The 15529-nt window shown below is 53.1% G+C and carries 13 protein-coding genes; 2 read left to right on the top strand and 11 right to left on the bottom strand.

Annotated features, from left to right (window positions below; translation table 11 throughout):
* The first annotated feature begins 89 nt into the window (after window positions 1-89).
* On the top strand, window positions 90-260 hold the full coding sequence (locus CFLAV_RS34095; protein ID WP_007415222.1) for a DUF1328 domain-containing protein: 171 nt from the start codon (window positions 90-92) through the stop codon (window positions 258-260).
* Window positions 261-316: 56 nt separating this feature from the next.
* Here CFLAV_RS34095 and CFLAV_RS13145 read toward each other — a convergent pair whose 3' ends face one another.
* Entirely contained in the window at window positions 317-2020 is a 1704-nt protein-coding gene (locus tag CFLAV_RS13145; protein WP_007415221.1) for an ATP-dependent metallopeptidase FtsH/Yme1/Tma family protein, read from the bottom strand.
* Window positions 2021-2054: 34 nt separating this feature from the next.
* Entirely contained in the window at window positions 2055-2252 is a 198-nt protein-coding gene (locus CFLAV_RS13140; RefSeq protein WP_007415220.1) for a hypothetical protein, read from the bottom strand.
* Window positions 2253-2764: 512 nt separating this feature from the next.
* Between CFLAV_RS13140 and CFLAV_RS13130 the strand changes: the two genes are divergently transcribed.
* Window positions 2765-3262, top strand: a complete 498-nt coding sequence (locus tag CFLAV_RS13130) for a helix-turn-helix domain-containing protein (RefSeq protein ID WP_040548529.1) — start codon at window positions 2765-2767, stop codon at window positions 3260-3262.
* Window positions 3263-3287: 25 nt separating this feature from the next.
* On the opposite strand, the gene CFLAV_RS13125 is transcribed toward CFLAV_RS13130, so the two are convergent.
* The 9 genes from CFLAV_RS13125 to hflC all read right to left on the bottom strand — a co-directional run bounded on the left by CFLAV_RS13125 (window position 3288) and on the right by hflC (window position 15516).
* The gene (locus CFLAV_RS13125; protein WP_007415217.1) at window positions 3288-4022 is read right to left on the bottom strand and encodes a phosphatidylglycerophosphatase A family protein; all 735 of its coding nucleotides are present in this window, start codon (window positions 4020-4022) and stop codon (window positions 3288-3290) included.
* A 37-nt stretch (window positions 4023-4059) separates the two neighbouring features.
* Window positions 4060-4650 carry a CDP-diacylglycerol--glycerol-3-phosphate 3-phosphatidyltransferase gene (gene pgsA, locus CFLAV_RS13120; RefSeq protein ID WP_007415216.1) on the bottom strand — a complete coding sequence of 197 codons (591 nt, stop codon included), beginning with the start codon at window positions 4648-4650 and terminating at the stop codon, window positions 4060-4062.
* A gap of 396 nt (window positions 4651-5046) precedes the next feature.
* Window positions 5047-6717, bottom strand: a complete 1671-nt coding sequence (rimO, locus tag CFLAV_RS13115; protein WP_007415215.1) for a 30S ribosomal protein S12 methylthiotransferase RimO — start codon at window positions 6715-6717, stop codon at window positions 5047-5049.
* A 117-nt stretch (window positions 6718-6834) separates the two neighbouring features.
* Window positions 6835-8355 (bottom strand): hypothetical protein, encoded by a 1521-nt coding sequence (locus CFLAV_RS13110; RefSeq protein WP_007415214.1) that lies wholly within the window; start codon window positions 8353-8355, stop codon window positions 6835-6837.
* Window positions 8356-8357: 2 nt separating this feature from the next.
* Window positions 8358-10160 (bottom strand): ABC transporter permease, encoded by a 1803-nt coding sequence (locus CFLAV_RS13105; RefSeq protein WP_007415213.1) that lies wholly within the window; start codon window positions 10158-10160, stop codon window positions 8358-8360.
* 10 nt (window positions 10161-10170) lie between these two features.
* On the bottom strand, window positions 10171-11397 hold the full coding sequence (locus tag CFLAV_RS13100) for an ABC transporter ATP-binding protein (RefSeq protein ID WP_007415212.1): 1227 nt from the start codon (window positions 11395-11397) through the stop codon (window positions 10171-10173).
* Between the two features lie 26 nt (window positions 11398-11423).
* Entirely contained in the window at window positions 11424-13445 is a 2022-nt protein-coding gene (locus CFLAV_RS13095; protein WP_007415211.1) for a heavy metal translocating P-type ATPase, read from the bottom strand.
* Window positions 13446-13451: 6 nt separating this feature from the next.
* The gene (gene hflK / locus CFLAV_RS13090; protein ID WP_007415210.1) at window positions 13452-14591 is read right to left on the bottom strand and encodes a protease modulator HflK; all 1140 of its coding nucleotides are present in this window, start codon (window positions 14589-14591) and stop codon (window positions 13452-13454) included.
* 4 nt (window positions 14592-14595) lie between these two features.
* Window positions 14596-15516, bottom strand: coding sequence for a protease modulator HflC (gene hflC, locus CFLAV_RS13085; RefSeq protein WP_007415209.1), 921 nt, complete (start codon window positions 15514-15516; stop codon window positions 14596-14598).
* Window positions 15517-15529: the final 13 nt, after the last annotated feature.

The following is a 15529-nucleotide window of genomic DNA, read 5'->3' as shown; positions in this document are numbered from 1 at the left end:
AGCCTCTTCCTGAATTATTCTTTCATGGGAACGATAATCAGAAGTTGCCAGTCGCCAATGACGAACAACTTCAATTAGGAGACAAACATATGTTAAGATGGGCAGCCATATTTCTGGTAATCGCAATCATCGCCGCACTATTCGGGTTCGGTGGCATTGCGGGTGCAGCCGCCAGTATCGCGAAGACACTATTCTTTATTTTCATCGCGATTTGCGTTGTCCTCTTCTTGATCGGCATCTTTGCCGGAAGAGGCTTGTAAGCTGTGGGTTGTTCTCAGTGAACATGGCGGAGATGGCATCTCCGCCGTGATGGGGGTTAGGCTTGCAATAGCGCAAGCACCTCTTCACGAGTTAATGTTTCCCGTTCGAGCAGCGCCTTGGCGAGTTTCTCAGTATCGTTCTTCTGCTCCTGGATAATCTCCAAAGCCGTGCGATCCGCATTCTCAAGCAGACGGTTGATCTCTACTTCTGCATCCTTCTGGTCAGGCTGATAATACAACTTCTCGCCCATTCCCCAGTCGTGGATCATCTGGCGTGCCGTCTTCCGTGCCATGTCCAAATCCCCTGTGGCGCCGTTCGTGGTTGCTCCGTAAAAGGTCTTCTCCGCCGCCCGTCCGCCCATCAGCACGACCAACTGCTGCAATAGCATGTCTTTGCTGTACAAGTTCTGGTCCTCTGTTGGCAACATCGTGGTGACCCCCAAGGCGTTGCCACGCGGAATGATGCTGACCTTATACAATGTGGGCAGCAACTTGCAGCGCAAATTGATGATCGTGTGCCCGGCTTCGTGATACGCAATCATCGCGCGCTCGGTCGGATTCAACACCATCGAGGTCCGCTCTTTGCCAAACTGCACTTTGTCGCGCGCTGCTTCTAGCTCGGTGCTCGTGATTTTCGGACGATTGTTCTGCGCGCATAGAATCGAAGCCTCGTTCAACACGTGCGCCAGATCTGCTCCTGACATCCCATGCGTCGTCTGCGCCAATGCTTCCAATGCCTGCTCATCTTCAATCGGCTTGTTCCGCACATGCGTCTGCAAGATCGCACGGCGTCCCTTCACATCAGGATAGGGCACCATCACCTTCCGATCAAAACGTCCCGGGCGCATCAGCGCATCATCCAAATCTTCCGGACGATTCGTCGCCGCGATCACCACCACACCTTCATTCCCTTCAAATCCGTCCATCGCCGCCAGTAACGCATTGATGGTCTGTTGCTGTTCCCCGTTGGTATCAAACTTCCGGTTCTTACCCACGCAATCGATTTCGTCGATAAAGATGATGGAAGGCTGTTGCTTCGCGGCCTGCTTGAACAACTGGCGCACCCGCTTGGCGCCCACGCCCACGTACACTTCTGTAAAATCGCTACCATGCACGCTGAAGAAATTCGCATTCGCCTCACCCGCAATCGCCTTGGCCAGCATCGTTTTGCCAGTCCCCGGAGGACCAATCAACAACACGCCCTTCGGCAACTTGCTGCCCATTTTGCTATACTTTTGTGGGTCCCGGAGAAAATCCACCACTTCCTGAACTTCCGCCTTGGCCTCTTCCACACCCGCCACATCTGCCAGGCGAACTGTTGGACGCTGCTTCACGCGACTGTTCTTGCCCCGACCGGCCCCTTTGGTCTGATAAGCCACAAAGCCCAGCAACAGAGCGGTCAACCCCACCGGCAATGCAATGTTCAAAAGCTGCCCCTTGAAACCCATGCCGGGCACTTCAACCTTCGTGGACTTCTGCGCAAACAATTCCTTCGCCTGCGCCTCTTCCAAATGGGTCGTAATGCCGAATGGCTTCACGACGTCGCCGGCCTTGTAGGTCCCTTCCAACGCATAAATACCCGTATAAGGTGTGGGAACCACTGTGGCTTCGACGATTTGCTTGTTCTCAATCAAATCCTTGAGTTGCACGCGTGTAATCTCGTTGGAGGGGAGACGTAAATAATATCCAATTAATCCAGCCAGGCCAATGACCAGGATTGTGATTGTCAGGATAAGTCGTAAATTCTTCGACTGCTTCATTCTTGGCTTTTTTTAAATGTTTTTGGTTCTTTGCTTAATTGCCACCGTCTTGCATCGAGTACACGCGGTGTTGGTTGGCAGCCATGCGAACATCATGTTTGCTCGCGTCCTTCAGTTCGGACGGCGTTTTCCCTTCAGTAGACAGCCTGCCTGAACGCTTTAAATACAGTGCCATCTGGTCTGCAAAGACCAGTAGCAAAATGCTTAACAACGTGCTGATTACCTTAGCCATGCTCCCAACTTGGCTTACTGGTAAAAATGCGAAATCGGAAGCGTTCCGATTCTCTTGTAGGTGTTGCTCCGACAAATCCTGGAAACCATCCCGCCGCATCATAACAATCACAAATGAATGCCTGTCTGGAGACCTCGACTAACCAGAATGAAAACTTATGAAGGTTGATGTCGCGTATTCAGGTTGGCAAACAAAGAGACGCCGGAGCGCCGACTTCAAACCGGCTAATGATGAAGTAACAACGAAATCTCCATTCTCCCCCAGGTTTGTAGTAAAACACTGGTCAAAAAATATCAAAAAGGAGTTCTCGTTCAGCAATTTTAAGGTTTTCTCAAAACTTCGGCACATAAAATGCTGGTTTTTCGAGCATGGAATCAGCAAGGCTTTTAAAATTTTGGATGTTGGCGTTCCTTTTCTCGGTTGAAATGCCCCAACGGCGGGTCGGTCAACAAGCTTGCCTCCAGCATTCAATGATTGCATAGACCCCACCAAAAACGCTAATAATGCCCGATATGTCAACTGTGGCTGAACATCTGCGCCAGACGCGCGAGACGAAAAACCTGACCATCAATCAGGTGGCCGAAGTCACCAAGATCCGCACCGACCATGTGCGCGCCTTGGAAGAGGGGGATTATAATGTCTTCTCCGCGCCGGTTTACATCCGCGGTTTCGTGCGCACCTACGCCAACTTCCTCAAATTGGATGTGCCTCAATTGCTGGCGGTTCTGGATGGAGAACTCGGCGGCACCACAAAGTTCCGGGAACCTCCTCCGCTGACCGACCAGTCCAAGGGTGTGATGGATTTTCTCACGCTCCAACTCTCCAAGGTAAACTGGCGTGTTGCAATTGTTTTGCTCTTGGTTTTGGGCGTTGCCGGCTTTGTTTACCTTGGCACGAGGAGTTCTCACAAAAGTAGCAAATCCGACCCGCTGAGCAAACTCCCACCCGCGTCCTACAAGCCCCAACCCGGCGGCGAAACTCTGCCCCTCCCCGCTCCTCGTCATCCCTGATTCATTTGGACTGGCTTTGGTCGGCCTATCCCCGATGGTGCTGGGCAATATACAAGGCATGCGCAGCTAGAACCACCAGGTTCACATACACCGCCGCCAGCACATCGTCGATCGTTACTCCCCAGCCACCTGGCAACGATTGGCTCTGCTTTACGGGCCATGGCTTCGCAATATCGAACAGGCGAAATAATACATAAACCGCTACCGTAATCAGCCACGTTTGCCGCGAAAAGAAATACTGCGGTTCAGGTAAAAACCCGGTTTTGAAATAAATAAAACTCACCCAACCCAGAAAACAAATCGGGATCGCTATGATCTCATCCAGCACCACCGATGGAGGATCGGTTTCATCCAGAATTTTCTCGGCCGCTCCGCAAAGTTGCACCGAGGCCACGATTCCCACGGCGCACCCGATCAAATACAACCAATAACTCCCGCCCGCCAGCAAAGCCGCGAACCATACTAACCCCACCAGCGAACCAAATGTTCCCGGTGCCCAGGGAATCCGTCCGCTGCCAAAACCTTGCGCCACCCAAAGCACAAAGTTCGCCACCGCGCCATTTGAGGGCCCGTCCCGCCTGTCCTTCTTTGATGGATCTTCTGAACCCATTGCGTCCTGCATCTCTTTTGTTACCTCGCCGGTTGCATTGATAAATTCTTCCATGCCTCGCTTGAATCCTTTGCCAAACCGAGACCATCGGCTCACACCAAACAGTATGAGCAACAATGCTAAAATAAGAATGATCTCGTATGCACCCATTTCCGAAAAGACCAGACCCCAATTGCCCGGTCACATTTTACATGTCCTCGAGGTACAGCCTCCGATTCCGCCACAGATACAACCATCCCGAAACAAACGTTAACACCACCGCCAGCCAGAGTGAAATCGGCATAAACCATTCAACCCACGGCTTTCCGGCAATGTGAAAACCAAAAATCGTCGGCCCCACCGGCCCCCAATCCCTGTAACTATGCTCTACCAATATGGCAATGATCGCCACAATTTGCGAAATAGTCTTATGCTTCCCGTAACGCTCCGCTGCCAACACCACATTCTTCGAAGCCGCCAACAATCGCAACCCCGTGATTGCCAGTTCACGGGCAACCACAATCACCACCATCCACGATTGAATCCAATTCAATCCTAAGAACGCAATAAATGCCGAGCAGACCAGTATCTTGTCGGCCAGTGGATCCATCAAAATACCGAAGTTGGTGATCAACTTGTCCCGCCGCGCAATCTTGCCGTCGAAATAATCGGTGAGGCTTGCCAGGCTGAACAACAAAAGCGCCAGGGTCGCATAGTAGGGAACCTGCGAGAACATGCAGACCAAAAACGCAATGGTCAGCACGAACCGGGAAACGGTCAGCTTATTTGGCAGGTTCATACAAGTTCTACTTCCGAATAACGAAATTAATTAAAGACGCCACGTGAAGGTCGGTCAACCCTTGCAAATGAAAACTACTGATCCAATGAGGTTTACACTCCTTGCTCTATACCGAATGCCGAAAGAAATTTCCGGATGGCAGGAGGGATTTTGGTTTGAGGCAAGGCGAAGGCCGCAGGCGCTATCCTTAGATAGCGACAAGGCCGACAACGCCGCCTCAAATCAAAAGCACCCTGTACCCAATGACTAACGAAGTTCCTCGTCCCCAAGGCCATGGCTTTTTCAGTCTCCACGTTCATCAGACTTATTGCCTCCTTTCATTCCCGTTCTTTTCCCCATTCCGGAAATTAATTTTGGCATTCGGTATATGCCAGCGCGAGTCTTTCTTTTAGAAATTTAAATCGGCTCGGCAATCAAATCGTAATCCGTGTGCCCAATCACCCGCACCTGCGCAAATTCTCCGATCGGCAAATTCCCGCGCACATAAACACGCCCGTCAATATCCGGCGCATCAGCCTCGCTGCGTGCCACCAAATAACGTCCTTTGAGCTGCCCCAGCTGCTTATCCTCTCCACGAATCAATCCATGCTCCCATGAACTGATCTTCGCATTCTTCAATTCCTTCGCGCTTGCCTCGGCTTCAACCAATACCCGGAGTTCCTTCCCTACAAACGATTCCGCCACCTGCTTCGCCACCTTCAATTGCTCCGCCATCGCCAGTTCGCGCCGTTTGCTTTTGATCTTATCCGCCAGCTGCCCCTCCATATTGCCCGCCCGTGTGCCATCTTCCTTCGAGTAGGTAAACACTCCCAATCGCTCGAATTTCGTATCGCGAATAAAATTCAACAACGTCTTGAAATATGTTTCAGTTTCTCCCGGAAAACCAACGATGAACGTGGTTCGTATCGCGATTCCCGGTATGCCCGCCCGAATGCGCTGGATCAGGTTGACAATGTATTGTTCCGAGGTTTCACGACGCATCCGTTCCAGCATGTTCTCATGGATATGTTGCAACGGCATATCCACATACCGCGCCACCTTCTTGCATTTTGCAATGGTCTGAATTAACTCATCGGTCCAATGCGCCGGATGTGTGTAGAGCAGTCGAATCCAGAAATCTCCCGGGATGGCGTTCAACTCGCGCAATAATGTGCACAGAGTTGTCGCGTCCGCCGGCAACGACTTGGCGGCCGAATTAAATTTCTCCGGCGATGCAATGTTGCGACTATGATTCGGCCGCAAATCCAATCCATAATAAGTCGAATCCTGCGAAATCAGGTTCAGCTCCTTCACTCCATCAGCAATCAGCTGCTTGGCCTCCCGCACAATGTCCGCCTGCACCCGGCTGCGGTGCGATCCCCGCATGCGCGGAATGATGCAAAAGCTGCACGGATGATTACACCCTTCTGCAATCTTCACGTAAGCAAAATGCTTCGGTGTCAACCGAAAACGCGGCGTTTCAAAATCGGGAATATAAACCGGCCGCGCATTGACATCCATCAAGGGCACTGCCGGAGCAACCACAGTTTTCGTTTTGCCAAATTTTTCCGTGCCCCGCAGGCTCTCTTCGTCCTCGTGTTTGAGTTCGGCCCGTGCTTTGTCGAGCTCGGCGATTTTCTCAACAATGTTGGTCTTGGAATTTTGCCCCTTCCCTTTGGCATTCTTCAACTTCTCCGCCCGGTGATCCAGCGCCTTATGCACAATCTCCGTGACCTGCGCCACCTGGTCGATGCCCATGAATACATCCACTTCAGGCAGCAGCTTCGGCAACTCCTCGCGAAAACGTTGCGGCAAACAGCCGGAAACGATCAGCCCTTGTCCGCGATTGTTCGCCTCGCGCACTTCTTCGGACTGCAAAATCGTGTCGACGCTCTCCTCCTGGGCTGAGTCGATAAACGAACAAGTGTTGACGATAACAACGTCCGCCTGCGTCGCATCATTGGTGATCTCCACGCCGCCCTTCATCAGGGAACCCAGCATGATCTCCGCATCCACCAGGTTCTTGGCACACCCAAGGGAAATTAATCCGACACGTACTGGCCGCTTATTGGTATCGCTACTTTTCATCACAGAATGGACAACTTAAGGAGGTATGGTCAAAGGCGCAACCCTTGAAACAGGTTTATTTGCACAAGCTACTGCTTTATGAGCTTTTTGAGGTTGTTAATGACCGGCCACCAAGCGCTATTTTGCCGGGGCCGGGCTCTGCGCCGCAGCTTCCACCGGGGCCTCAGTTGCCGGCTTGGCCGGTTCTGCCGCTGCTGGCAAATTAAGCTTGGTGCGCAATTGGTTGGCGAGCTCAGGCGACATTTCGCCATTCAACAACCGGTTCAAAACGTCTTTTTGCAAATCAGCAAATGGTGACAATCCCACCCGCTGCATGGTTTTGGCATCATGCGAAACCTTCGCCTGGTACCGGTCATAAATCTTCAACGCCATCGCCCGCAGCCCCACGAAACGATCGTCCTCTCCAATGGCCAGGCTGCTGTATCCCGTCCGTAATAAACCTTGGATCACTGCCTTCACCTTATCCATACCTGGATCATCCACTTCTTCCTGGATGCGACCCAGCGCATAATCTTCCAGGCTCAGTGTTCCTGGCAAACTTCCCGGCTTGCCATCCAACAGCGGCTTGTTTGGAAACTTATCGCACATGTATTTGAACCACTTGGCGGCGTCTGCCTGCCGATTGTAGGTGTAGAGAAAGAACACCACATCCCGCAACAAATTCCGGTGCGCGGTCATGATATGATCACGGTTCTTCTCGTCCTCTTGCTCCGCCTGCTCATAAGCCCCGTTCACATGTGGAATAATGTCCAGGTTGGGAGCGTATTCAAACTGCTTATCCGCCAGGTTTGGAATCATCCGTCCTCGCTGGAAGGTCATCTGCATGGATTGATAAATCACGCGCCGCAACGTGATCAAATCGTCCTGGCTGATCCGTTTTTCGTTTTTCTTGGCATGATCCAATCCCTGTGCCGCCCAATAAATCGCACTTGCTTCCGGCATGCGCCATTCCAGCGGACCATACTTCTCGTCCACCTCTTTCATGAACTTCGGGTCCATCTTGAACTTTTCCTGCAACAGACGTGAACGCTCTTTCTGCTCGGGAGTTTTGGGATCAATCAGTTCATCCCAGTTCGGGCGTTGAACTCCAAAAACCTTGTACATTTCGTTCGCCCACATCTGCTTGTAATACATGTGCGCGTCGTCCAGGTTTTGCCCCATCTTATGCTGAAAAAACCATGCCAGTTCGCGATACATCAACAACTCATGGGGGTTATAGCGCAATCCATCATCTCGCAACAACTCAATGCCGCGCTGCACCCAGCGCCAACGATCCTTCGCATCGGTAAATTTAACCGAGATGTTGTAAGCCATGTTCCACGCCTGCACGAGCCAGACCTGGGTGAAATGCGGCTCGAGCTTTGTAATCCAATCCGCCAGCTGAACCATTTCGAAATACTTCCCGTCATCCTGCATGTCGTTCGCGCGAATCCACAGCACGTTCGAGATCAACCCGCGAAATCCTCCCAGCGCCACCGTCGTCAAGGCGAGCACCGGCGGCGCCCCCTTCAATTCCGTATAGGCATTCAGCCCCAACGCATCACGGTCGCGATTCAACGAATTCTGTATCTGTGACACCCCCACCAGCAGCAGCACCGCCAGAATCCCTAAAATGATTTTTTTAACTTTGCTGCTCATCGTTAATTGGTTCCTTGGGCAGTGGCCAACTCGCGCCGATTAAAGATGAAAATCCCACCCACAGCCAGAATCCCACCCAGCAACAACACAATCTGTGCTGCCGCCAGGCCCAATTGTGTCCAAGTGATGCTTCGCCCCGTGCTCAACGAATCGATCGGTGAAAAGTCCCGCGCCAGATTGATGATTTGCAATATGCCTTTGAAGGTTGGCACCATGACCTGATCCAGGACGGAATGTCCAACCGTCCCCTTCTCCTCGTTATAACCCATGATCGTCCCTTCGGAGACCACGTTCGAAAGCGTGCCGCTGGAAAACACCATCGTCAAAACCGCCACACACACAAACGCCGCCACCGGAAATGACAAAAAGCTCGCCGCCGCCAACCCCAGGGCCGCCAGTAACGCCATCCAACAAAAAATAATCGTCAGCCCACGTGCAAAATTAAGCGCAAACCCGCCCTCCCGATACAAAACCTCCATCCCTTCATCCAATGGAAATAGCATCGCCACTTCGTTGGGATTATGGAACAGAATGTAGAGATCGCCCTTGTCGTCGAACAGATTGGGCTCGATTCGAAATTCATGAAATGTTTCCGGGGCCAGGCTCATCACGTCGCTCTGCCAGATGGCGGTCTTCTTGGGCAGACCCACCTGCCATTGTCCGTAGAAGGTTCCCGACGCACTCGCATCCGCCGTATTAAATTTTGACCTGATATACAACGGCTGGTTCTTCAGAGAATCCTTGGCCGAGCCAAGATGAATGACCCAGGGGCGCACACCGTTGGGAGGCACCACCTGCAACTCCGCTTTCACCTGTTCACTAATCTGTTGGCGGACAGTTTTTAAATCGATGCCTTTGGTGCCGCTCTTCTTGATCCGTTCTTCAAATCGCTTGTCGGTTTCCTTCTCGATCACCGGCGCCATATTCTGTTCCTTGGCCGACCCGCGCGATACCAACACTTCATTCCTTAACTTCACCTGCTCCTCAGCCGGCAGTTTCTTCGCGCGATATTCCAGCAATCCATAAATGCTGAATCCGCTGATCGCCAGCAACGCCGCGTTCAGGGTGATAATTCCCAACCACTTGCCCAACCAGATTTGCCACCGCCCAATTGGCTTCACGGCCACCATCTGAATCTGGCATTCCTCCACATCCCGCGCCAGTGTCCCACAAGCCAGCCACAACGTGCAAAACCCAAGTATCGCCGTAATCGCGCTCAACGTGTAGGTCAGCAAAATCTGGGTAAAACCTTCCGCCGTTCCATCATCCTTGATCAACAACGGCAATCCCACCACGGCGCATAGCAGCAATCCCGTCAAAACCCAAAACAGGCGATATCTAAAAGCTGCCTTCCAGGTCAACGTAACCATGGCAAAAATTCTCTGCACCGACTGCGGGACGGCCAGTAAACCCGCCGACCTTGGACCTGCCTTCAAATCCGCCGGAATGGTTCCACCTGATGCCGCCACCTTGCTCGTCGCCTCTGCTGCATCCCTGGCCTTCATCGTGCCCAGCAGCCTGCCACCGCGCACTTCCAGGTTATGACTGCGCCATCCGTTTCCCCTGAGCCCTACAGTCAACATGAACAGCAACGCACTGGTCAGCGCGAGGATTGGATTTTCTCGAAATACCTCAACAAACAGTAAAACTATGGGCAGTGCTATCAGGAGTAGAATAATTCCCGTCAACCACATCCGCCTGCTGAATGCCCATATCCAGGTGAAAAAGAATCCCGGCCACGAAAAGCCGCGTTTGACGGCTTGGTAACCTGTGTCGGGATGCTTGAAAACCTCGAATGATTGCATGAACTAATGCCTACTTGTCTTTGCCCGGGTTGCCGAGCAGTGATGAAAGTTTCTCGTTCGCTTTTTCCAACTCTGCCTTCGTTTTCTCCACATCTACTTTGGCAGGTGCAGGTGGTTGCGGGGTTGGTTCTTTCGGAAGTGTGAGTGCTTCCAGTTTCTTCGTATCCACCGCCTCAACCGGCTGCGGCACTGAACTAATCACGGGCGCACTTGAACTGGCTTGTGATGACGTCAAGCGTTCCAAAATCTTGTCGGTCGCCGGCTTGCCTTCCGCATCACCGCGCAGATAATCTGCAACTTTGTGACCCGACGTCGCCCCGGAGGTTTCTTCCGCCGCCTGGCGCGCTTTTTGCACCACATCCAGGAAGTAGCTTTCGAGATTCTGCGTCGGATTATCAATCCGCACGTTGCTCTCATCCACATCCTTGCGGATGATTTCCAGCACCCGCTCCATCGTTGCACGTGGGAGAACCGGGGCCGTGATGCGCACGGCATCAGGCTTGGCCAGCAATTCCTGCAGTGTGCCCATCGCCTGAATCCTGCCACCGTAATAAATCACCACCCGATCGCAAACATCCTCCACATCGGACAGCAAATGACTGCTCAAAATCACGGTCTTGCCACGCCGCGCCAGTGCGAGAATCAAATCCTTTACCTCGCGGCAACCGATGGGATCAAGACCTGCCGTCGGCTCATCGAGAATGACCAGGTCGGGATCGTTGATCAAAGCCTGCGCCAGGCCGATGCGCCGCTGCATTCCCTTGGAAAATTCACCCACGGCCCGCGTCCGGGTCTGGCTCAAGCCAACCATCTCCAGCAATTGCTCAGCCCGCTTTTCGCGCTCCGCGCCCGGGAGACGAAACAGGTTGCCAAAGAAATCCAGCGTCTCATGTGAATTGAGATACCGGTAAAGATACGATTCCTCCGGCAGATAACCGATGCGCGACTTGGTCGCCACATGCCGGGGTGAATGATTAAACACCTCGATGTGCCCCTTGGTGGGATACAACAATCCCAACAGCATCTTTACAGTGGTCGACTTGCCGGATCCGTTCGGCCCCAGCAATCCAAAAACTTCACCACGCCGGACTTCAAAATTCACATTGTCCACCGCGCGTGCTTTTGGACGTCCCCAAAAGTCTTTGAAGACCTTTGTCAGCCCACGCACAGCAATCACCACTTCCTGTGACGGTGCCGGACGGTTCGTCGTTTGCGCTATTGTTTCAGCAACGGGCATAAATTAATTTGATGTTCTCAATCAACTCACGCCAGCTTCGGCGTCAGTTGTGTAGCCGGGGTCTTCTGAGTCCCGGCAGGGCCCACCGGCTCAACTGCTGGTTGATAATGTTCCAATTCCTCACCTTTACGCACCAGTCGTGCGCTGTTGAAAATCACCATCAACGAACCAACGTTGTGCAGGATCGCAGCCACAATCGGATTAATGTATCCGAAAGCAGCGGCGGACAATCCCACAATGATGAAGAGCACGCCGAACAGAAAATTCTGGTTGATCACCGCGCGCGTGCTGCGTGAAAGCTTGATCAAAAATGGCAACCGGCGCAGATCGTTGTTCATCAGCGCAATGGTGGCGCTATGAATGGCCACTTCACTGCCTGCCGCGCCCATCGCAATTCCGATATCTCCCGCCGCCAATGCCGGCGCATCGTTCACGCCATCGCCCACGACGGCCACGCGATAGCCCTTCACCTTCGTCGCACGCACAAAATCCACTTTGTTCTGCGGCAAACAATCACCCACCACTTCCTCACAGCCAATCTCCCGCGCAACACGCACCGCCACGGGTTGGCGATCGCCGGAAACCATGGCGATGCGGCGCACACCGGCTTCCTTCAACTCCGCCAGCGCCTCGCGAGCTTCGGTGCGGGTCTGATCTTGCAATCCAACCCAGCCAATGCATTTGCCGTTCGCCGCCACAAACAAAAGGCTGAAGCCTTCGGTCTCGTTCAAATCAACCGCCTTCACGAAGTCATCCGCGACTCCATTATCCTTGAGCCATTGCGCACGGCCCACCAGGACAGCCTTGCCATCGACCTCGGCTTTGATGCCGCGGCCTGCTGTTTCCGAAAAGTTTTGCGGCTCAGTCAATGGGACACCGGCATCGACGGCCAGTTGCGCCAACGCCTTGGCCACTGGATGATTGCTATATTTCTCCGCCGTCCCCGCCAGGCGAAGCAGTTCCGCCGGCTTGGTTTCACCTAACGGCGCCAGGCGGCTGACGGCCAGCTTGCCCGTCGTCAATGTGCCTGTCTTATCGAACACGAACGCATTGATCCTCGCCGCCAATTCAATGTCGCCTACGTTCTTGATCAAAATTCCCAATCGAGCGGCTGCAGAAAGTGCCGCCACCATCGCCGTCGGCGTCGCCAAAATGAAAGCGCAGGGACATGAAACCACGAGCACGGAAATAACCCGCTTCAAATCGCCCGTGAACGCCCACACCAGCGCGCCAATCACCAACACCAGCGGCGTATAGAAACCCATGTATTGATCGATCAACCGCATGATCGGCAGTTTGGTTTTTTCCGCCGCCAAAATCAGCTCGCGCACCTTGCCGAGGGTCGTATCCTGCCCTGCCCGGCTGACCTTGATTTCCAACACACCGGTCAAATTCTGCGTTCCCGCAAAAACTTCGTCCCCTGCCTTCTTATCGACCGGCAACGACTCACCGGTGATGGTCGCCTGGTTGAACGAACCATGACCATTCACAATCACACCGTCAGCCGCCACATTGTCGCCGGGACGGATGCGAATCACATCACCAATCGCCAGGTCCTTTGCCGCCACTTCTTCCTCGCCTTTTCCTGTAATACGGCGAGCCTTGGTCGGGGTCAGTTTGATCAGGGACTCAATCGACCGGCGCGCACCTTCGGCCGTGCGGGTTTCAATGATCTCACCGGTCAACATGAAGAAGGCCACCAGGCCTGCGGTCTTGTAATCGCCTGAAGCGAACGCTGCCAACACCGCGATCGCCACCAATTCATTAATGCTCAGCACACCGCGTTTCAAATCCTTGACTGCCGTCATCACAATGGGGAAGCCCAGGATGATCGCGCCAATTCCCGCGCTCACGCTCGCGACCACAAGCCCCTTCTCAAAGGTCCAGTCCACCACGAATGCATTGATCACGAACACCAGACCGACCAACGTCTGCCACAGGCGCACCGGGGTATGTTCGTGGTCATGACCACAACCACACTCAGGCCCATGATCGTGATCATGTTTATGTTCGTGTTCCTGCTGGCTTAGGAGAGAGGTTACTTGCATACAACTTTATTGGTTCGGAGACGATTGTTGCGCTGCCGGTTTCTGCGGTTCACGGCTCAATTGTAATCTAAGTTCGCGGGTTTGCTCGGGCAGATAAACCTTGTCCTGCATGTTGGTCAAAACCTGGCCTATCTTTTCGCTCAACAGGATGTTGGCGAACAAAGCAGGATTGGCCTGGTATTTCGGCAGCAGATCGTTGAAACGTTGCGCCTCAGCCTTGACCGACTCCACCAACCGAACGCGTTCCGCCTGGGCAGCATTGGTCCGGCTCGATGCTTCAGCGCTCGCCCGGCTCAAAACCTGGTTTTGATAACTCAAGGCATCGTTGCGCACCTTATCGCGGGTGGACAACGCCGTCAGCACCTGATCAAAAGCTTGCCTTAACTGCCGCGGCGGCCGGCTCTCCACCTGGCATTGGTCCACCACAATACCCAATTTTTGTTTTGCCACCAATTCAGTCACGCGAGCCTGCACAGTTTCCTTAAAACCGGTAATGTCGCGGGTCAACGCATCATCCACCTTGTAACGGAGCGATGCATAGATTAGTGCGTTGTCGAGCGCGCTCTGCACTGTGTTGGAAGCGTTCACAAAGTCGAATGTGTACTGGATCGGTTCTTCAATCCGGTAATATAATGTCGCGCGAGTGTGAATGATATTGCCGTCTGCGGTGATGGTATAACCATCCTGGGCCGGATTCAGCGATGGCCCGGCGGGTGGCTCCATATTATTAACCTCCATCTCCTTTGTGGTGAAATACCAGCCGACCGTGGAGGTTACTTGTTGAATTTCAGTAATTGGAATTCTTACCACCTCATCAATGGGCGGAGGAAATCCCCAATGCAACCCGGCCGTGAGCAAGGCTCTGTTTCCCTCGCCCACCGGTTTTCCAAAACGCAACACCATCGCCTTCTGCTGCGAACCCACCGTGAAAAATCCCGAGCATAGAAAGACGATTAGCAGGAAGAACATCACCACCTTGACGATGGCAAAGCTGCTTTTTAATGCCTCCGCTAGCGCTTGCGAACCGGCATCTTCCGGCATTGCGGGCGCGGGCTGCGTGGGAGCATCATGGTTGTGGTGATGGTCGTGATCATGATCGTGGTCGTGATCATGATGCTGATGTGAATGGTCGTGCTTGTCGCTCATTCGACTATTTCTTGTTGGTCGTCAGGTTGGTCGAATAACCCTGGAACAAATTAAAGGGCTGGGTGTGCTGGTCGAAAATCAACGTCGCACGATCCTTCAAAGACAGTTCCAGGGCATTCAAATTAAGTAGGAAGGTTGCCAGTTCCGGGTTCTTTTGAAATACGGCAAAGGATTCGGCGGCCTGCGCCTGTCCCTCTCCACGAATTCGGGTGGCCTGCGCTTCGGCATTCGCCACCACCTCCGCGCCCTTGCTGTCCGCCAGCGTGCGAATCTTCGAAGCCTCCGCTTCGCCTTCATTTTGTGTCTTGCTGATCAACACTTGCCGCTCGGATTGCATCCGCTTGAAGACTTCCGCCGTCACGCTCTCGGGGAAACCCAGCTTCTTGACGCCAAGATATTCCATCTCAATGCCGTAATTCTTGGAGCTGAGCTGCTGCTGGACGTTGGTCAGTATTTCGCCTTCGATTTCCGAAAACTTCAGTTCCTTTGGATTGGTGGAGACAAAGTCCGAGAGTGGATGGTTGCCAATCGCCGCAAACTTGGCGTTCCGCACCAAACCTTCCAGGGTCTTCTCGGCTCTCAGGATGGAATCCGCCGAATCTCGGGAGGATTTCTTGTAAAACTCTGCTGGCTCGCTGATCCTCCAACCCACATATACCTGAGAGAGCAGGTTATAACTATCATGGGTCAGAGCTTCATCAAACTTGTCTTCGAAGTTTTGAATGCGCTTGTCGAATTTGTATACGCTCTGAATGGGCCACGGCAGCTTGAAATACGCACCAGGTTCAGCCTTGGTGGAGCTGATTCTGCCAAACGTGGTGACTACCGCCACCTCCGACTTCCGCACCTGGAACACGAACAAAAGTAAAACAAAGATGACGATTAGCAACGCGCCGATGGTTATGGCTAGTGGGTTCTTTTTCATATCTAACAGTAAA

Origin of the sequence: Pedosphaera parvula Ellin514, from assembly GCF_000172555.1 — a bacterium.
GTDB lineage: Bacteria > Verrucomicrobiota > Verrucomicrobiia > Limisphaerales > Pedosphaeraceae > Pedosphaera.
This window is presented reverse-complemented; position numbering and strand designations above follow the sequence as displayed.